This is a genomic window from Sphingomonas sp. IW22 (genome assembly GCF_041321155.1).
GTDB lineage: Bacteria > Pseudomonadota > Alphaproteobacteria > Sphingomonadales > Sphingomonadaceae > Sphingomonas.
In genome coordinates, this window is the sequence record NZ_JBGGWB010000001.1 from 2216840 (window position 1) to 2235412 (window position 18573).

An 18573-nucleotide genomic window follows, 5' to 3' on the forward strand; every position below is an offset into this window, starting at 1 on the left:
GGATCAGGCGTCGGGAACAGGGATGCCCGGCAGCGACTTTGACGTGCGGATGGTCAGCGACGTCTTGACGCTGGCGACGTTGCTCGCCGTCGTCAGCTTGGTAGTCAGCATTTCCTGAAAGCTCTTAAGATCGGCTGCCACAATCTTGAGAATAAAGTCGATTTCGCCGTTCAGCATGTGACATTCGCGGATTTCGGGAATATCTGCCACGTGGCGTTCGAACGCGGCAAGGTCGCTTTCCGCCTGGCTTTTCAGGCTGACCAGCGCGAACACGGTAATGCTGTATCCAAGGGTCACGGGGTCCAGCGTCGCGTGATAGCCGCGAATGGCCCCAGCTTCTTCCAGCGCGCGGACACGGCGCAGACAGGGCGGCGCGGTCAATCCGACGCGTTCGGCCAGTTCGACATTTGTCATGCGCCCATCCTCCTGCAACAGCGACAGGATTTGACGGTCGATGCGATCGAAATTCATGGGTACTCCACTGGCCGGTACGAAACTGCGTGAATCGCCCGCGTCTCTTAGAAGATAATTACGTCGCGACGCAATTGTCCAAAAGTGGGCCAGTCGCATTTTCGGAACTTTCAGCAAAGGCGGTAACCTTTTATGGATGGTACAGGGTGCATCGACCGGTGCCTGGGGAAATGATCCATTGCGCTTCGACGACACTCTCGACACCGTTCTTTCCGCCGATCTGGCGACGGCATTCGGCCGGCAATCGGCCTATCGGCAGCTTGTCGACCTGATCGGCCGTGATCGAGTTCCAGCGGACGTGCGTGCGATCAGCGTGCTTCGCACTATTGTCCCTGACGTGCCGCTTGAGCATCGAACGGCCGCCGCGCGCGCATTGGCATTCGCGCAGCCGCCCTTTGCGCTTGTCCGGCTTTTCGCGCTCGACGATTTGGCCGTCGCCGCGCCGGTGCTGCGCACCGCCCGACTGGAGCCGGATGAATGGTGCGCGCTGCTGGCCGAACTGACTCCATCGGCGCGGGCGATCTTAAGGCACCGGCGCGACCTGGATGGGCAGGTCGAACGGGCACTGGCCGCGTTTGGCCGTGTCGATTTTGTCTTGTCGGACCGGCGCTGCGAGCAGTCGAATCTTGATACATCCGAGAGTTCTTCGGAAAAGGTTGCGGTCCACAATATGCGGACGACCGGCCGGCAAGTGGAACGCGAGCACTCTACGATCGGCTCGCTGGCAATTGCGCTTCCCGTGTCGTCCGATGCGGCTTATGATTTCGATGAGGATGCGGCCGTCGTAACGGACGGACCATTCGAGATTGCTGACGTCGTCGCACGGATCGACGCGTTCCGCGAGGGTCGCAACAATGCCCGCCCGCACGCGAATGACGCGTCGTCCACCGGGGCGGATCGAGTGCGTTTCGAGACCGATGCCGACGGGGTGATACGCTATGCCGATGGTCCGGCGCGAGGGGCGCTGATCGGTCTCTCGCTCTGCCTGGAAAACAACTGCACAACCCGCGTCGATAGCTTGGCAGCGGACGCCTTTCGTCGGCGTGCCCGTTTCCGCGACGCGAACGTCAATATTGCGGGAAACGGCCCGACAGCGGGCATGTGGCTGATGTCAGGCGTACCGATGTTCGATTCGGCCAGCGGCCGATTCACTGGCTATCGCGGAACCGTGCGTCGCCCGCATGCGGGAGAAGCGGCAGCCCCGGGCACGTCGCCTGAGCCGGTGGCTCTACGTCAACTCGCCCACGAATTGCGCACGCCGACCAACGCGATCATCGGTTTTTCGGAAATGATGGCGCTGGAGATGCTGGGCCCCGTGACCGATGCGTATCGCGAGCACGCTCAGGCGATCCACCGTCATGCTCGCGATCTGTTGGGTGCCATCGATGATCTCGACCTGGCGGCGCGGATCGAGAGTGACGCATTAACGCTGAGGATAGAGGCGGTGCCCTTGCGGACCGTGCTTCGCTCGGTCGTGCGCGATCTGTCGGCGCTGGCCTCCTTTCGAGGCGCGACCGTGAGCATGCCTGATCGCGACGCATGGGTAGAGGGAGACCGCCACGCGGTCGAGCGGCTGTTCGGACGACTGATTGCGACGCTGCTTGCTGCAATGGGCCGGGGCGAGGTTCTGGCGATGGACGTGTTGGATGAAGGTGACATGATTTGCGTTGCCATGTCGCGCCCGGCCGGTTTGCCCGACGAGGCGGATTTGAGCTGCGACGTTGGGGCTGAAGACGTTGCGTACGCGGCGCTGCCACTCGGAACGGGGTTTGCGCTGCGGCTGGTTGCAAATCTCGCCCAAGAATTGGGGGGCGCGATCGCGTTTGGTGATGAAGAGATAGAGGTCCGGCTGCCGGTATGCGGCAGGAAGCGGCCCGTACCGCGACCCGTTTGTGAGGTGTTCGTCGGGTAAGGCCTTTCTTACGCTTGCCCCAACCGCCTGAGTTCCGCTAGGCGCGTGGTCGCTGGTTTGGGCCTGTAGCTCAACGGTTAGAGCTGGCCGCTCATAACGGCTAGGTTGCGGGTTCGAGTCCTGCCGGGCCCACCAGCGCCATCACCCCCCGCCAAACGCGGTTGGCTGCGTTTCGCCCGCTCGCCGCATCGGGTCTGCCAGCGCTCGCGGCGTGGCAGGCGACGCGAGTGTCCTGTGAAAAGTGGCACGTGGTGCCTTGAACAAGGCGTGATCCCGCAACGCGCTTTGTGCTTGCTCTTCGGTTGTCCCTTACACTAGGGAAATCGAACGGTCGGGGAGTGGCGCAGTCTGGTAGCGCGCCTGCTTTGGGAGCAGGATGTCGCAGGTTCGAATCCTGTCTCCCCGACCATTTTATCTCGGCAGCCCCGGATTTCCGCCATTTTGCATGGGCGCCCGACGTGCGTTGGTCACACGACCGGCTCACACAAGCGGCGCACATGCGGGGGAAAGACCGATGTGCCGCATTCCGCATACCCGCCGCCGCGAGGGCCGCTATGTCTATCGCCGCCGCGTCCATTTCCGGAATCTTATCTCCCGTCCCATAACCCTGGCGTTGAGCACGGCCGATCCGAAAGTCGCCCGCACCCGCGCGTCACTTTTGTCGGCATGCTTCGTCCAGGTGAAGGCGAGCGTCGAGACTATGTTGGAAGATGGCCGGGTGATGACCGGCACGGAGATCGAGGCGCTGCTTCGCGCCGAGCTTGAGGCCGAACTGAATTTCTATGTCCATAGCGCCTACGAGGATGCGCCATGGTCCGATTCGGTGCCCGACGTCGCAGCGCAGGAGGCCGAGGCCTACCGCATTACCCGTCTGCCCGGGCGCCGACGCTGGACGCTGCCGACCCCGCAGAGGCGATCCTGGGGCTGCGCGTGCTCGATCCCGCGATGGGGTCGGGTCACTTCCTCGTCAGCCTGGTCGACACGCTGACCGACCATGTGCTCGACGCGATGGCAGAGGTCGCGGCAAAGGGCGGGGCGCTCGACCACCGGTCGCCGCTGGCGGACGAGATCGTCAAGACGCGGGGCCGCATCCTTGCCAATGCGCGCGCGGGCAACTGGTCAATCGACGAGGCGCAACTGGACGACCGCCACATCGTCCGCCGCATGGTGCTGAAGCGCTGCATCTACGGAGTCGACAAGAACCCGATGGCGGTCGAGCTGGCCAAGGTGGCGCTGTGGCTGCACACGTTCACCGTCGGCGGGCCGCTGTCGTTCGTCGATCACCACCTGCGCGCGGGCGACTGCCTGTTCGGGCTGTGGGTTCGCGATGCGATCGACAAGGCAGAGGGCTGGGGCGGCGGCCAGCTTCTGTATGCCGGGCCGCTGCGCGAGGCACAGTCGGCGGCGGCGGCAATGCAGATCATCGAGCGGCTGGGTGACCGCAAACTTGCTGGTGGTCCCGTCAAATGCGCTTCGACATGATTTGCGACGCGAACGGCATCGAGCACCGGCTTACAAAACCAAACCACCCGTGGACCAACGGTCAGGTCGAGCGGATGAACCGGACTACCAAGGAAGCGACCGTCAAACGTTTCCACTACGAGAGCCACGACCAGCTGCGGACGCACCTCGCCGATTTCATGGCCGCCTACAACTTCGCCCGCCGGCTCAAAACACTCAGCGGGCTCACGCCCTACGAATACATCGCAAAAATCTGGACTTCAGAACCGAACAGGTTCATCGTCAATCCGATCCACCATATGCCGGGACTAAACACCTGGTATCCGCTAGCAACGACTTCCTCGGCGCTGACAACCATTTGTTGATCCTGTTTGTTAATGAACAGTAAAGCGGTGCGGCGATAGCCTCTCCCGCAAGCAACAGGGGGGTTTGAATGAGGGGAAGAAGCTACACCGCCGCCGTAATGTTAGCCGGTGCAGGTGTGATGCTTTCGCTATCGTCGCCGGCTGCGGCGCAGAGCGGGCTCGGTGACGCGGCGAAAGGTACGGGAGCGGGACTGGGCGCGATCGGCGTAGCGCTCGGTATCGACAAACTACTAGCCGGCAGTCCGCGATGGGTTGACGTGACCAGCTTCGACATCGCTGGCATGAAGCTGGATATGACGCCGGAACAGATCCGTGCCGCGATGGTGAAGAACGGCTTCACGCCCCGCAAGACCGATCCCGTTCAGGCGGGATATGCCCTCAGCGTCCGACAGGAAGCCGCCAAGCGGCGTCAGACCAGCGCGTTGGGCACCGATGAGGAAAAGGTGCCCATGTTCACTATGGCCGAGGGCCCGCAGAACGAACACATCGAGGTCTGGTATGCCGCGACCCCCGATGGCGCGCGAGCGAACCAGATCAAGTTTCAGATTCCGACGAGCAGGATGACCTCGGACGCCTTCCTCTCAAGCGTTCAGTCGAGATACGGCGAAGCGACGAACCCGTCCCGCGGTTCTCTGCTCTACTGCATGAAAGGCGAGCGCAACTGCGCTTATGGCAATCACACGAAGCCGTTCCTTCACGCCACAAGTAGCTATACGACTCAGGACATCGAACTGCGGAACGGTACCGAAGTCAGTGAACGTCGCGCCGCTGCGTTCGCTGCGGCGGTCGACGCAGCCGCACCGGCGAATGCGAAGGCCTCTTTCTGACGACGCACCCGGTAGGGTTTGGCCTTCCGGCGCTTCGGCACCGCCATCTAGATGGACCCACAGTCATCCTCTTGAACGCCGCCCCCGTCCAAGCGATGCCTGCGGAAATCCGCGACCCGATTAACGAGCGGGCCAAACAGGTCGCGCTGCTCTATGGAGACGTGGAAGGGCACGCATGACCGGCCTCACCATCGACAACCCCCGCTGCTGCCCGGCGCGACCCTCACCAGCCGCAACGGCCGCTTCATGGCCGTGTGCCCGGGCGAGGTGAACGACGGCGAAAACGCGCCGTTGGTGCTGGCGGAGTGCATTGCCGGCGACGCTCCGCGGCATGTGCCGCGACGGCGGACCTGGCAGCCGGGCGAGCAGTTGCGGAGGGCGGCGTGAGGGAGCACCCCGAATACGACGAGCTTGATGACGAAGCTGCGGCTCGCAGCGAGGTTGGCGGAGGTGAAGGCGTGACGATTGTGCATGTTGACTTCCGAAGGAAGCTGCGCTCACCTGCGACCGGCATGAAGCGCGCACAGCATGCAGCGCTAAAATCGTTCCAAGATGAGGTGTGTGCCGGTCTTCACGGAGCGAGAGTTTCGATCGTGGCAGATCCGCCCGGACCTGATCAGATCGCGTATCAGCAGGGCTCGGCTGCGACAGCGGAACGCGCCCGCCGAATCAAGCACGAGGCCGTGACGGTAGGTTCGTCCATTTCATGTTTGGCATCTAACCATCAGCGCCCGAACTTCGCCCCGTCCAGCGCCCTGATGAAGCGCAGCAGGCTGAGTACCGTCTCGAATACGTATCGGCCCTCGGCCAAGCCCAAGATCGAGTTGTCGTGCGCGAGGCTGGCCTTGTTCCGCACCTGGTTGAACTGCTCCATCACCTGCAGCGCCGCCTTGGCGATCTTCTCCGAATACTCGCCGATCTGCCCGGCTTGGCGCAGCGTTTTGATGTAGCGGCCCGCCCGCGCGTGCAGCGCATCGCCATGCCCGACCGTCATGCCGTCGCGCTCGAGCAGGTCAGCGAACTTCTTCATGCTGTAGGTGTGCAGGCGATCGAGCGCCGCGTTCGGCTTGTTCGCTTGGATGTCGCGCTGGATCGCCTCGATCAGTTCTGCCAGCGTCGGATCGTCGGTGAAGGCCTCGATCACCTCGAGATCGATCGGCTGCTCGCTGCCCTCCAGCCGCGCCACCATGGCGAGGAAGTTGGCCTCGGCACGTCCTTCCAGGTCGCTTGGCATGCCTCGTTCGATGAGCTCCTGACGATGAGCCCAGAAGGCGCGCAACACCTCGGCCTGCGCGCCAGGAACAAGCGCCCGCAGGAGAGCCCGCAGCCGCTTGGCCTTGGAATCGCCATCCACGGTGTAGGTTGGCGCGCGTGCATCGATCCCGAACTTGCGCTTCACGAAGTCGTCGAACGTGCGATCGCTGAAGTTCAAAACGTAGCCGCTCGTCATCCCGAGCGCCTGATCGACCAGCCACATGTCGAGGGTGGGTTCGTCCGAGTTGTCGATGCGATTGCCAGCGAAATAGCTCATGCGCCGATCATCTCGCTACCGCCGGCGATGACCAGCGGGGGGGGGGGCGGGCCGATGGACGACCCGCCCGCGTACGTCAGGCGAAAACCTCGCCCATGTAGCCGTTCAGTTCACGTCGCTCGCTTCGTGCTTTGACGATGCGCCAGATCTTAATGGCGGGGAACAGCGCAGCGACCAAGCCCCAGAACAGGATCTGCGTATCGCCTCGCGGAAGTGCGCCGGTGATCATGAATAACGCCACTACGGCCAAGAGGATCTCGCGCTTAAGCAGCTTCGGCATGGCTATGAAGCTAGACGCGTCCATGAGCTGCAGGAAACGTCCCTTACCGGAGAGGTTGGTAGCACCGATCACGTTGCTGCCCATCATGTCCAATCGGGCGACCGTGCCGTTGCGTGTTGCCACGGCCGCCGGCAGTTCGTGGGTCTGCTCGGCCCCGTCCTCGTCGCGGAAGACCACCGTGACAACGCCTTTGTGCACGGTGTCCACGAATCCGCCGCCGCCAGTGACGAACCCGTCACCGTCCTTCGACAGGCCGAATACGCCCGCCGTGCGCCCAAACGTAGTGGATTGCTGTTGGTAGGTCACGTGCATCGCTTCGGCGATGACGCAGTGGCCTTGATACCTCCGGTTGCCGATCTTTCGCGGCGAGAGCATCCAACTCTTGAGCGGATGCGCGACTTCTTGCCCGCTCCCGCCGCTTACCTTGGTGACCTCCATGCCATCTCCCTCTTGGCCCACGATTTTCCGACATGAAGATGTGCTGTTGGTGCAAAGGGGTTAAAGAGCAGTTTCGTCAGCGCCAAGCCTTCCACTCGGCGGCGATGATCTGGCCGCCGGCATCACTGGCGAAGGGGCGCAGGAAGGCTCCGTACGATCCCGTTGCCACGTCCAGTTCCCGCGCTGGCCCGACCAAGTGAACATGACTATGGCGCTTCACGCCTGATTCGCTCGGCATGTGCAGGACGGCGACGCAGGCTATGTCGCGCCGATCGCAGAAGGCGTCCTGTGCGAAGCCCGTGATCCGCCTATAGGCGGACACCACGTCCGTACCCTTGTCGATCCGGATGTTCACGCAGCAGGCCAGATCCTTTATCCCCGGCCATGCCTCGTCCTCATGCCGCGAGACCAAGCGCTTCGGGTCGAGCAGGTGAGGCGATGCGCCCTTCGGCAGCAGCACGTCGAACGTCGCCGACGGCTGCCACCCGCCTGCCCAGCCGGACGCCGGGCGCAGCGCCTGGATCGGATGCAGCTTGCCGAAAAGGAACTCGCGCAGGTCGTTCGTCCGGTTGCCGATCGACCGCCTCAGCACACCCCAGCCCAAGCCTGGCCCCGCATCGACGCCCACGAACGGGGCTCCGTCACCGACACCGCCGACATGATCATCACCCCTACGGAAGCGGACCTGATCCACACGCTCGCAGCCGCGTGGAACCAGATGAAGGATCTGTCACCCATGGGCCCGCACGACCAGGACGAGTTCCGCACGGGAATCCACGCGTTGCAGGACATGATCCTGGCACGAGCCGGGCGCAGGCAGCTTGAGAGCTTCGGCCCGCCAGGGGTGGGCGATCGCGACGTGAGGCTGGGGACAGCGGCCAGAGCGTGATGACACGGGCAGGCCGACCACGGGGCGAGCGGGTCCTTCCAGGGGGTATGGGCATCACATGCGGGTGGTGTTCGCTAGTGCGCCCTCTGGCTACGAAACTTGCCGAAAATGTGCATTACGACACTTGAGCCTACCTGGCGCCCCCGATCGCGACGCGGGAAGGCGGCGATTTGCGACAATGCTCCATAACCCCGGTCTGAGGTCGAAAACCACGGCGATCCGCGGCTTTGGCGCGCAAGACCACCAGCCCCGACACGACCGACGGCTCGCTCCACGACGTCATCGAGGAGACGCTGGTCGAGTCCGACCAGGTTTGTCCGTCCGTCATCCACAAGACCGACGGCACGGTAGTGGCCGAACGCGTCGTCGCGTTCCGCAAGCCCGGCAGGGACGAGAGGCTCGCCTACAATCGCTCGGGCAGCGTTCTTGTCGCCGGTGGAAGGGTCTTTGCTTGGCCGACCGACCGTTATCCCACCTTCGCGGAGCTGATAGGTCGCCGACATGTCGATCTGGGACGAAATGACGGCCATCTGCTTCGAGAGGCTCGGCGACGAGGCGCTCTACACGATCGCCGCGACCGGCAAGGCGCGCACCGTGACCGTCATCCCGGTCGACAGCGCCAACAGCTGGCAGGCGAAGCGCGGCGACGCGCAGGTGACCGGGACGAAGATCGAAGCGCAGTTCTACGCCTCGGACTTCCCGGCTGGCTGGCAGGGTCCGGCCATCGACGCGAACGGCAAGCCGACCGACATCCTCGCCATGAGCGGCCGACGCTATCGGGTGAGACCGGTCCGCGAGGAGCTTAACGGCGTCTGGGTGACCGAGCTGGAGATCACTCGCCGCTAGGAGCGCAGTTTTTCCATGCGACGCAGGTCGTGCTCGGCCTCGGCGAACAGCTCGCTGAGATCGGCGTCCAGCGGAACCAAGAAGATCGACTTGTCCTTCAGCCCGCCGACCAGACGCGGGAAGCGGGTGAGGAACGGTCGGTAGAGGACGTGCTCGCCGTCGTCGATCTCCGGCGCGGACCATCCATCGAGAGCGAGAGCCAGCAGCACGTCGCCGTAAGGCTGATGGTCGTGCGTGGCCAGCGTCGCAGTCTTAGGCCCCTTGCGGGCGTGCTTCATCAGCCTGGTACGCAGGCCCGCCTTGCCGCCGTGATTGCCACCAGCGCCAATGCGCACCTTGTCGTGCGAACCGGTCTTGGTCGACCGCACCACGTACAGCCCACCGTCCAGCGCATCCTTCTTCCAGGTCGTCGTCACGTTTCTGATCGGCATCCGGTCCCCCTCGACGGCTACAGCGTAGCGCCGGCCCCGCCGCATGGGAAGATTCGTATCCGGTGAAATGCTCGCATGCACATCAGGCAGCAGCTTCGGAACGCGATCGTGGAGACCCTCCAGGGGATAGACGACGTGCGCCTGCTCACCACGCAACGGCTGCCCGTCGCGACTGCGCCGACCGCCCGCGATAATCGTCGCCGCGATGGCGAAGAGCAGCCTACCCGACAGCATCGCCTCCACGACTGCGGCCCAGGGCTTCTCCCGTCGGGCGCTAAAACGCGCCCGGCCGGTCTACAGGTTGCCGTAGCGCAACTCCCTCCCGATCCAGCCGCGGATCACGTTCGCCCACTGCTAGCCCGACGACTTTTTCGCTGCGGCCCTGAACTTGGCGTCCATGCCCGGGGTGCTGGACGTGGGCAGGATCGCCCGGAGCGACTGCTTCAAGTTGGATATGTAGGTTTTCGACGGCACTCCATCGACGTCGTGCTCCACGCGCCCAAGTCCGACGCCCGCGTCCAGCCCTCGGACAACGGCAGCAGGGGGGGCTGCGTGAGATATCCGGTTCGCGACGCGGCGTGTGTGCGCCTCGACTTGGTTGCAGGCCGCCTGGTCGCGCTCGCCGTGGTAGGTCCCGCGCCTGATCTTCATCACGCTGTCGAGCACCGGTTGGGCGTCCGTCGGCGCCAACAGTTGGCTCGCGCGCTGCTCGACGATGCGGAGGACCATCTCCACCGTGTCCGGTTCTGTGTGGGCCATTTCGCCGATCTCCGAACGTGAGCAGGACGTATTGCCACAGACAGGGCCCGTAGAAGCCGAGCTCCAGCGCGGCGAGCAGCCGCAACCGGTCGATGGCGGTCTCCTGCGGGATCACAATCTGCGCATATAAGGTATTGAGGATCGCGGAGTTGAGGTAGAGGCCGGCTACCACATCCTCCCAGAACAGCAGACCCACCGCAAAGCCGGCTGTGGCGACGCGGGGGTGTCCGACAGGATGCGGACCTCCTGCTGGAGCTTAGCGTCATGGTCCGCCGTCGTACCTATGTAGAGCGTGGAGAGCTGCCTCTCGAACTTGCCGGCGTTGTCAATCTCGCTCTTCACCACCGCCAGGGACGGCGTGTCGTAGCATTTGCACTGGATCCCGACGCGCCGACCGATCTCGTCAGGTCCGTAGATGTCGACCCCGGCTTGCTTCTGTCCGGGGCGGCCGTTCTTCTGGAGGGTAAGGGAGGACCAGGCCAACCTGTAGGAGGCGAGAACGATGTCCACGAACTCCTGCCAGTTCTTGGGCTGCGGCACGGTCATCGCGTTAAGTGTCGGCATCACCCAGCCATATACGAAGCGGGGAGCGCCGGCATTATTGACGTGCTCGGCGGCTTCGATGTGCGCCGGAACTGTCGAACAGCACTACGGCATTGGGCTGCAAGGGACGATCGGCGCGCTCGTCACCGGAGGTTCGCGGACCCCGCAGAAAACCGTCGATGACACCATAGGTTGCCCGAATGACAATGACAGGTTGTGCCAGCGCAAGGAGAAAAGTGGTGGACGCACTAGGGCTCGAACCTAGGACCCGCTGATTAAGAGCCATGATCAGAGGGTCCTAGCGCGTCCGCATGTGTCCAAAAATGGCGGAAATCTGCGATTCATAGTCCGCATTGTTCTTGAAATGTTCGACAGTATCCACTACAAAAAGCTACCTAAGGTAGCAGGTACATATGGCGAACAAAGTAGGTTTGACGGACGCGAAGATCGCAGGACTCAAGGCGCCGGCGACTGGTCAGATTGAGCTGGCCGATGGTATCGTCCCCGGCCTGAGGCTCCGCATGGGTGCCAGTGGTATCAAGACGTACATTCTGCGCAAGCGGGTTCAGGGCAAGTGGTTGAATGTGACCATTGGACGCCATGGTCCGAGTTTTACCCTCGCCCATGCGCGTAAGAAGGCGCGCGATCTGCTTGTCGATGTCGAGCAGGGCAAGAGCATTGCCAGGAAGCCGGGTGCTAAGAGGAAGGGGTCAAAGGGCGTCGGTACGGTCGCCGAGCTCTACGAGACGTATCTGTCCCAGCAGATCGAGGGCAAAAAGCGCAGCGCGAGGGAGTTCGATCGGGTCTTCCGAAAGTACATTGAGCCCGAGCTGGGAGACCGCCTCGCGGACTCCATTACCCGAGGTGACGTGAGCCGCTTTGTTGAGAAGATCGCATTCGAGCGGGGCAAGGAAACCCTGACGATGGCGCGGATCGTCTATCGCCATCTTTCGACCTTCTACACGTGGGCACTCACCAGACTCGAGCATATGCCTGCTAATCCCTGCCGGGACGCGTGGCGTCCGAAGCGGAATGAACCTCGTGATCGCGTACTCAGCGACCGAGAACTCGCGGCGCTATGGCAATCTGCGGTCGAGGATGGCTATCCGTTCGGTCACCTTGTGCAGATGCTTGTCCTTACGGCTCAACGCCGGGGAGAAGTGCTCGATGCAGCTTGTGACGAGTTCGATTTCAAGGCGAAGGTCTGGACCGTCCCAGGCGACCGAGCGAAAAATGGCAAAGCGAATGTGGTGCCGCTGTCCGCGCAGGCTCTTGCAGTCGTCACAGAGGTATTCATGGCCGCAGGGATCGACCCTGACGACGCTCACAAGCAATCCCAGATTCTGTTGGCATCGAAGGTCACCAGCACGAACAGCGTTAGCGGCCTCTCGAAAGCATGGAAGCGGATCAGAGCAAGCGTGGACGAGAAGCTCGGTTACGAAGCCGGTCACTTCACAATGCATGACATTCGGCGGACGGTGGCAACTGGCCTCCAGCGTCTCGGCATACCTCTGGTGGTTTCTGAAGCGGTCCTCAATCACCAGTCAGGATCAGCTATGGCCGGTGTGGCGGGGGTCTATCACCGACACCAGTATACCAACGAGAAGCGCGAGGCGTTGGCGTTGTGGGGTAAGGAGGTAATGCAGATTGTAGCCAAGTACCCAGCCGAGACCAAAAGCGGCTAAACTCCCGTGCAGTCGCTTGCCTGCAAAATGGTCCAGCCCGGCAACAATCCATCGATTGCCTCTGTTTCGGCTAACTTGCGGATAGACCGCTAAAAGCGCCAATGGCGAAGGACGTCGCGGACATATCCGGGCGTCTCGCCATTCCGCGGTATACCGCCCGCGCGTTCGACTGCACCTGGACCGGCATTGTAGGCTGCGACAGCGAGGTGAACCACGCCGAACCTGTCGAGCATCTGCCTCAGATACCGCGCCGCGCCGAAGATATTGGCCATGGGGTCAAAGCGATTGAAGACGCCGAGTTCCTTTGCCGTTGCTGGCATCAGCTGGCCAAGGCCCGCAGCGCCTGCCGGGCTGACAGCAAGGGGGTTATAGCGGGATTCCGTCCAGACGAGCGCGTCGAGCAGGCCGGTAGGCAATGAATACTTCGCTTCCGCCGCATAGACGTGGGGCAGGTAGCTCGCCCGCCGAAACCCGGATGGGGCAGTTTTGGCCTTGGGCTCGTATCTGTACGGCAGATTGACCCGTCCATTTTCTGCAACGCTCGAACTTGGTGCTGGGGCGGCTTGCGCGGATTGCCAGACCCCATGCTCGACCAACTGAAACCCGTTCGATGCCTCGACAATCCGAATGCCGCCGGAAGGACCGGCATGTTGCTTGGGGGCATCTGGCCTTGGCAGTTCCTGGGCATTAGCAGACATGGCTGATGCGACGGCAATGCCACCGATCAGGAGGGCTCTCATTGTCATTTCTCGATCCTTCTCTAGCCGAATCGAGATAGAACATATAAAGAACGAATGACGTAGGAAATTGGTTTGGCGCTGGTGCAGAGCGGAGGCTGCACGGGGAGGGCACCTCTACCGGAGTAGGTCGATGCCCCAGCTAAAGAATACCCATCAACTCGAATGCCGCGCCCGCACGATTGTCGAAAGCCTCCAGGGAACATGGCGCCAGGGCAAAGGCATGTGCTGCTGTCCCGCCCACGATGACCGCACACCGTCGCTCAGCGTGACCCTGGGGCGAAAGGCCATCCTGTTCCATTGCTTCGCCGGATGTTCGAATGAGGATGTCATTGCGGCGTTGGATCGCAAAGGCGTTCGCAGCCGCGAGCTCTTTGACGGTTCTGGCGCCTTTACCGCTGATCGGCAAAAGCAGGGTGACTTCAGTCCCAATGCACGACGCTTGTGGCAATCGGCTTCGGCGATCTCCGACAGCCCTGTCGAACGATATCTCTCACAGCGCGGTATCCAGCACGCATCTGATCGGCTCCGTTACCTGGAACGTACGCCGCTCGGGCCACGCGGGGCAGTCCAATTTCTCCCTGCGATGCTGGCGGCAGTAACGACTGACATTGGCGTTATCGCAGTACACAGGACATTTCTCGATGTGGCGAGCGGCAAGCTGGCCGGCTTCGAGCGGCCCAAGCGTGCGCTTGGCAGTCTCGGCTGTGGTGCCGTCAGAGTTGCTCCCCCGGTGCAGGGGAGGCTGGGCCTTGCCGAAGGTATCGAGAGCGCCCTCTCAGCCATGCAGCTCTTCGGGATCCCCTGCTGGGCGACGCTTGGAAACGAGCGGTTCGGTCTCGTTTCGATCCCGGAAAGCGTGCGCGAACTCTTCCTATTCATCGACAATGACGCCGGAGGTGCTCACGCCGAGGAGCGCGCGCTGAAGGCCTACACTGCGCCTGATCGCGTTATCCACTCACGCGCGCCAGCCTCACCAGGTTTTGACTGGAACGATGAACTCAAGTCGCGGCTCGCCCGACAACCTGATCCATCAGCAGAGGGGAGGGGGCCTTCGGCTGATTGAGGCCTGCCCACCCGCAGGACCTCGTCAGGAGGTTCCCATGTCCAACTCTTCCCTCGCCTTTGCATTCGATGACCCATCACCGCCCGTTGTTGTGATGGCGGCCCAGACCATGGCTTCTGAGTTGGCGGCAGGCCGCGCGATCTCGCGCAGTGACGTCACGCGTATCATGACGGAGCACTTCGGGGGGAGCGATGCTGTCGGGCGTTGGTCCGTTCGTGACGCGCACGCAGCTGTCGAGGTGGCGCACGTTCAGTACCTGCAATCATCGGATCAAATCCTGCTCTCGACCCCGATCGACGAGGCGGAACAGTACTTCTGGTCCCTCGATGCCCGACTTCCGACCCAAACCAATCGCAGCGACGAGCAGATCGAATGGCAGCAGTTCGCGACGCCGCCGCGCCTTGCTTGGCTTGCCGCCCGAGCCTGCGCGCTGGCAACTGACGAGCTTGTTCTCGAACCCTCGGCCGGAACGGGCATGCTCGCGGTGTGGGCCGCCAAGGCTCGCGCGCGCCTTGCCCTTAACGAAATCTCGCCGCTTCGCCGCGACTGCCTGAATGCCGTGTTCCCGACTGCCCGAGTGACGGGTCACGACGCCGAGCTGATCGACGAACTGCTCGATGCTGCTATCACCCCGTCCGTCGTGCTGATGAACCCGCCTTATTCGCACGGCATCGAGCGAGGGCACGATAGTCGCACCGGCTCGCGCCACCTGCGATCAGCATGGAGCCGTTTGGTATCCGGCGGTCGCCTGGTCGCAATCATGCCCGAATGGTTCGATTGCGCCAAGTTCCTTGCCGGGCTGAAGGGTCCGGTCTCGCTGCGGCTCAATTCCGCCGTCGAACGTGCGTTCGTCAAGCATGGCACCGGGATCACAACCCGGCTACTGGTCCTCGACAAGGTGGATGGCTCCCATGAGCCTGTGGCTATCCGCACACGTGACTTCCGCCAGCTGGTTGATCTTGTCGATGGTCTGCCGGCGCGCGCCAGCTTGGACGCCGTTCCCGAGCAATCGAACCTCCCGGCCCGTGCGCCGTTTCGCCTGGTGGCCGCGCCGCGCAGGCCATTGCCGACACCAGCAAGGATCACTCCTGCAGCCACCGCTATCGGGTCGCTCACCTATCAGTCGCTCGAAACCCCTGCGCCGCTTGCCCCTCAGGTCGGCCACTATCTGCCCTATCGCCCGAGCAGGATTGTGATCGATGGCGCGGCCGAGCATCCGACGCCGCTCGTCGAGTCTGTTGCCATGGGGTCGATCGCCGCACCGATGCCCGAAGCTGTGCCGCAGCTGCCCGACGGTCTGGTTGCCAAAGGGCTGCTGTCGGCTGCCCAGGCAGAGACTCTGATCTACGCGGCAAGCGCCCATGCGCGCGATCTTCCCGGCCGGTTCGAGCCCGAGGACAAGGGCTGTTCGCTCAAGGCATCTGCGGAAGGCCAAACGTACCGGCATGGCTATTTCCTTGGTGATGGAACGGGCGCCGGCAAGGGCCGACAGGTTGCGAGCGTCATCCTCGATCGCTGGGTGCGCGGGGAACGACGCCATATCTGGGTTTCGAAAAATGAAGCGCTGCTCGAAGATGCCCGGCGCGACTGGGCTGCGCTTGGAGGCCTGCCGATCGACATCCAGCCTCTGGCTTCCTGGAAACTTGGCACCTCCATCGCCATGCGTGAGGGCATTCTCTTCGTGACCTACCCGACCCTGCGCTCGGGCCGAAACGATGTGACCCGCCTCGACCAGATCCTCGACTGGGCGGGCGACGACTTCGACGGCGTGATCGTGTTCGACGAGGCGCACGCCATGGCCAATGCTGCTGGCGGCGAAGGATCGCGAGGCAAGGTCAAGGGATCGGAGCAGGGTATCGCGGGCGTGCGCCTGCAGAACCTCCTGCCGCGGGCACGCGTGCTCTACGCCTCGGCAACAGGTGCGTCCGACGTCAACAACCTGGCCTATGCCACGCGCCTTGGTCTGTGGGGTCCGGAGACAGCCTTCGCCAATCGCGAGGCGTTCGTCGCCGACATTCGTGACGGCGGGATCGCAGCGATGGAGCTGGTCGCCCGGGACCTCAAGTCGCTCGGCCTATACACCGCGCGCGCGCTCTCCTTCGCGGGTGTTGAGTACGAGATCCTCGAGCATCGCCTGACCGGGGATCAGATCGCGGTCTATGATGCCTATGCCGAGGCCTGGGCGATCATCCACGCCAACCTGCACGAAGCGCTGGATGCCACCCGGATCGTCGACAGCGAAACTGGCGGGACACTCAATTCGGGCGCCAAGTCAGCGGCGCTCTCGATCTTCGAGGGAACCAAGCAACGCTTCTTCGCACAGCTGCTTCTATCGATGAAGCTGCCCAGCCTGTTACCAGCCATCGACGCGGCGATTGCCGATGGAAACGCCGCAGTCGTCCAGCTGGTCTCGACCGCAGAAGCCATGCTCAATCGTCGGCTTGCCGACCTCTCGGACGAAGAACGCGAAGCGCTAGAGATCGATCTGTCCCCCCGGGAATTTGTGATCGATTACCTCGCCAAGAGCTTTCCTGTCCGGCTGATGGCGGTCTTCACCGACGAAAACGGCAATCCTCGCTCTGAGCCGATGAGCGACGAGCAGGGCGCGCCGGTACTCTGCCGATCGGCACTCGCCGCGCGCGACCGGATGATCGAGCAGCTCTGCGCCCTGCCGCCGATCGCGACCGCGCTTGATGCCATCATCGAACGCTTCGGCGTCGACCAGGTGGCGGAAGTGACCGGACGGACACGGAGGCTGATCATTGGCGGGGATGGTCGTCAAAAGCTGCAATCCCGGTCGCCGCGCGCCAACGTCGCTGAAACCCAGGATTTCATGGACGGGACCAAGCGGATTCTGGTCTTTTCCGATGCCGGGGGAACCGGACGCAGCTACCATGCCGATCTCGCGGCCAAGAACCAGGCTCGCCGCGTTCACTTCCTGCTCGAGCCGGGCTGGCGGGCTGACGCGGCGATTCAGGGGTTGGGGCGGACCAATCGTACCAATCAGGCATCTGCTCCGCTGTTCAGGCCCGTGACGACCGACGTGCGCGGCGAGCGCCGGTTCATCTCGACGATCGCGCGGCGCCTCGACAGTCTCGGCGCTCTGACGCGCGGGCAGCGCCAGACCGGTGGCCAGAACCTGTTCGACCCGGCCGACAATCTCGAAAGCATCTACGCCAAGGAAGCGCTCCACCGCTGGTTCGGCCTGTTGTTCACCGGTAAGCTCGAAGCGGTCAGCCTCGGGCGCTTTCAGGACCTGACAGGCCTCAGGATTGAAGCACCCGACGGGTCGATGCTCGATGATCTTCCGTCGATCCAGCGCTGGCTCAACCGCATCCTCGCACTTCCCATCGCCTTGCAGAACGCGATCTTCGATGAGTTCATGGGGCTGGTCGAGGCGCGGATTGATGCCGCGCGTCAGGCCGGCACGCTCGATCTCGGCCTTGAAACCATCGCGGTCGAGGATTTCACGCTCCTCTCGGACACGCTGCTGCGCACGGATCCTGCCTCGGGCGCAACAACCCATCTGCTGGAACTGGAAATCGCCCGGGCCGTGAAGCCGTTGACGCTGAAGCGACTCGAGGAGCTCTACGGCCTCGCTGGGCAACGGCAACGGCCTGTTCGGAACGCCCGCTCGGGCCGGGTCGCCTTGCTCGTGCCCGCCCGCAGCATTCTTGCCGATGACGGCACCCGCGTGTCCCGCTTCGAATTGCTGCGCCCGCTGAAGCGCACTCACATCACCGAGGATCAGCTGGCTGAGAGCAGCTGGGAAGCCATTTCCGTCGAGGCTTTCCGCGAAGCCTGGGCAGCCGAAGTCGAGGAAGCGCGGACCAGCCACAAGCGTGAGCGCCTCTATCTCGCGACGGGCCTCCTGCTGCCGGTCTGGGACAAGCTCCCTTCGGATTTCGTGAGGGTGAGCCGCATCTCGGCGGCGGATGGCCGGTCGCTCCTTGGCCGGGAGGTTCCGGTCCATTGCGTTCCAGAACTGTGCCGGGCGCTCGGTCTGGAACGCGAGCAAGCGCTCTCCGCCGATGACATCCTCCAGACCGTCCTGGCGACAGGCCGAGCCATGGAATTCGACGGCCGCGAGCAGATCATGGTCAAGCGCAGCCTGGTCAATGGCTCACAGCGAATTGAATTGACCGGATGGAGCGTAGCCCGCCTTGACTGGTACAAGGCCCAAGGCTGCTTTGCGGAAATCATCCGCTACCAGACGCGGCTGTTCGTGCCGATCGAGGGCGCGGCGAGCGTGATTGCCAGGTTGGCATCGTCCGCATAGATTGTTGCCAAATGGCATTATTGAGCGTATGTACTGCCATATGGAGATTTGCC

The 18573-nt window shown here is 63.1% G+C and carries 19 protein-coding genes, 3 tRNA genes and 1 pseudogene; 13 read left to right on the forward strand and 10 right to left on the reverse strand.

Translation table 11 applies throughout. The features are described from left to right. Positions 1 to 3: 3 nt before the first annotated feature. Complete coding sequence (locus ACAX61_RS10810; RefSeq protein ID WP_370714758.1) at positions 4 to 471, reverse strand: Lrp/AsnC family transcriptional regulator; 468 nt, start codon at positions 469 to 471, stop codon at positions 4 to 6. 130 nt (positions 472 to 601) lie between these two features. Further along, positions 602 to 823 (reverse strand): hypothetical protein, encoded by a 222-nt coding sequence (locus ACAX61_RS10815; RefSeq protein WP_370714759.1) that lies wholly within the window; start codon positions 821 to 823, stop codon positions 602 to 604. Between the two features lie 75 nt (positions 824 to 898). On the opposite strand from ACAX61_RS10815, the gene ACAX61_RS10820 reads away from it, so the two are divergent. From ACAX61_RS10820 to ACAX61_RS10855, 8 genes and pseudogenes are all read left to right on the forward strand, one after another. Beyond that, positions 899 to 2383 (forward strand): sensor histidine kinase, encoded by a 1485-nt coding sequence (locus ACAX61_RS10820; RefSeq protein WP_370714760.1) that lies wholly within the window; start codon positions 899 to 901, stop codon positions 2381 to 2383. Positions 2384 to 2442: 59 nt separating this feature from the next. Continuing rightward, positions 2443 to 2518, forward strand: a tRNA-Ile gene (locus tag ACAX61_RS10825). A gap of 197 nt (positions 2519 to 2715) precedes the next feature. After that, positions 2716 to 2792: transfer RNA gene (locus tag ACAX61_RS10830), tRNA-Pro, on the forward strand. A 105-nt stretch (positions 2793 to 2897) separates the two neighbouring features. Continuing rightward, on the forward strand, positions 2898 to 3371 hold the full coding sequence (locus ACAX61_RS10835; RefSeq protein ID WP_370714761.1) for a hypothetical protein: 474 nt from the start codon (positions 2898 to 2900) through the stop codon (positions 3369 to 3371). After that, positions 3314 to 3865 carry a hypothetical protein gene (locus ACAX61_RS10840; protein ID WP_370714762.1) on the forward strand — a complete coding sequence of 184 codons (552 nt, stop codon included), beginning with the start codon at positions 3314 to 3316 and terminating at the stop codon, positions 3863 to 3865. Before ACAX61_RS10835 ends, ACAX61_RS10840 begins: the two co-directional genes overlap by 58 nt. Continuing rightward, positions 3856 to 4209: pseudogene (locus ACAX61_RS10845) on the forward strand (integrase core domain-containing protein); the annotation flags it as partial. The gene ACAX61_RS10840 and the pseudogene ACAX61_RS10845, both read left to right, overlap by 10 nt. 119 nt (positions 4210 to 4328) lie before the next feature. Next, positions 4329 to 5036, forward strand: a complete 708-nt coding sequence (locus ACAX61_RS10850) for a hypothetical protein (protein ID WP_370714763.1) — start codon at positions 4329 to 4331, stop codon at positions 5034 to 5036. Between the two features lie 153 nt (positions 5037 to 5189). Further along, positions 5190 to 5423, forward strand: coding sequence for a hypothetical protein (locus tag ACAX61_RS10855; protein ID WP_370714764.1), 234 nt, complete (start codon positions 5190 to 5192; stop codon positions 5421 to 5423). Between the two features lie 337 nt (positions 5424 to 5760). On the opposite strand, the gene ACAX61_RS10860 is transcribed toward ACAX61_RS10855, so the two are convergent. The 3 genes from ACAX61_RS10860 to ACAX61_RS10870 all read right to left on the reverse strand — a co-directional run bounded on the left by ACAX61_RS10860 (position 5761) and on the right by ACAX61_RS10870 (position 7913). After that, on the reverse strand, positions 5761 to 6567 hold the full coding sequence (locus tag ACAX61_RS10860) for an abortive infection family protein (RefSeq protein WP_370714765.1): 807 nt from the start codon (positions 6565 to 6567) through the stop codon (positions 5761 to 5763). A 76-nt stretch (positions 6568 to 6643) separates the two neighbouring features. Further along, complete coding sequence (locus ACAX61_RS10865) at positions 6644 to 7285, reverse strand: hypothetical protein (RefSeq protein ID WP_370714766.1); 642 nt, start codon at positions 7283 to 7285, stop codon at positions 6644 to 6646. Between the two features lie 76 nt (positions 7286 to 7361). Further along, positions 7362 to 7913, reverse strand: coding sequence for a hypothetical protein (locus tag ACAX61_RS10870; protein WP_370714767.1), 552 nt, complete (start codon positions 7911 to 7913; stop codon positions 7362 to 7364). 30 nt (positions 7914 to 7943) lie between these two features. On the opposite strand from ACAX61_RS10870, the gene ACAX61_RS10875 reads away from it, so the two are divergent. Further along, positions 7944 to 8174, forward strand: a complete 231-nt coding sequence (locus ACAX61_RS10875; RefSeq protein ID WP_370714768.1) for a hypothetical protein — start codon at positions 7944 to 7946, stop codon at positions 8172 to 8174. Between the two features lie 501 nt (positions 8175 to 8675). After that, on the forward strand, positions 8676 to 9020 hold the full coding sequence (locus ACAX61_RS10880) for a head-tail joining protein (RefSeq protein WP_370714769.1): 345 nt from the start codon (positions 8676 to 8678) through the stop codon (positions 9018 to 9020). Here the strand turns inward: ACAX61_RS10880 and ACAX61_RS10885 are convergent. The 4 genes from ACAX61_RS10885 to ACAX61_RS10900 form a co-directional block, all read right to left on the reverse strand. Then, positions 9017 to 9694 (reverse strand): hypothetical protein, encoded by a 678-nt coding sequence (locus tag ACAX61_RS10885; protein WP_370714770.1) that lies wholly within the window; start codon positions 9692 to 9694, stop codon positions 9017 to 9019. The genes ACAX61_RS10880 and ACAX61_RS10885 overlap by 4 nt on opposite strands. 111 nt (positions 9695 to 9805) lie before the next feature. Next, positions 9806 to 10210 carry a hypothetical protein gene (locus ACAX61_RS10890; RefSeq protein WP_370714771.1) on the reverse strand — a complete coding sequence of 135 codons (405 nt, stop codon included), beginning with the start codon at positions 10208 to 10210 and terminating at the stop codon, positions 9806 to 9808. 165 nt (positions 10211 to 10375) lie between these two features. Then, positions 10376 to 10774: a PDDEXK family nuclease gene (locus ACAX61_RS10895; RefSeq protein ID WP_370714772.1), complete on the reverse strand. Its 399-nt coding sequence runs from the start codon at positions 10772 to 10774 to the stop codon at positions 10376 to 10378. A 216-nt stretch (positions 10775 to 10990) separates the two neighbouring features. Further along, positions 10991 to 11072, reverse strand: a tRNA-Lys gene (locus tag ACAX61_RS10900). Positions 11073 to 11166: 94 nt separating this feature from the next. Here ACAX61_RS10900 and ACAX61_RS10905 point away from each other — a divergent pair. Then, positions 11167 to 12438 carry a tyrosine-type recombinase/integrase gene (locus ACAX61_RS10905; protein ID WP_370714773.1) on the forward strand — a complete coding sequence of 424 codons (1272 nt, stop codon included), beginning with the start codon at positions 11167 to 11169 and terminating at the stop codon, positions 12436 to 12438. Positions 12439 to 12527: 89 nt separating this feature from the next. Here the strand turns inward: ACAX61_RS10905 and ACAX61_RS10910 are convergent, their stop codons facing one another. Next, entirely contained in the window at positions 12528 to 13184 is a 657-nt protein-coding gene (locus ACAX61_RS10910; protein ID WP_370714774.1) for a lytic transglycosylase domain-containing protein, read from the reverse strand. Between the two features lie 124 nt (positions 13185 to 13308). On the opposite strand from ACAX61_RS10910, the gene ACAX61_RS10915 reads away from it, so the two are divergent. After that, on the forward strand, positions 13309 to 14241 hold the full coding sequence (locus tag ACAX61_RS10915) for a DUF7146 domain-containing protein (protein ID WP_370714775.1): 933 nt from the start codon (positions 13309 to 13311) through the stop codon (positions 14239 to 14241). A gap of 37 nt (positions 14242 to 14278) precedes the next feature. Beyond that, positions 14279 to 18520 carry a strawberry notch-like NTP hydrolase domain-containing protein gene (locus tag ACAX61_RS10920; RefSeq protein ID WP_370714776.1) on the forward strand — a complete coding sequence of 1414 codons (4242 nt, stop codon included), beginning with the start codon at positions 14279 to 14281 and terminating at the stop codon, positions 18518 to 18520. The last annotated feature ends 53 nt before the right edge of the window (positions 18521 to 18573 follow it).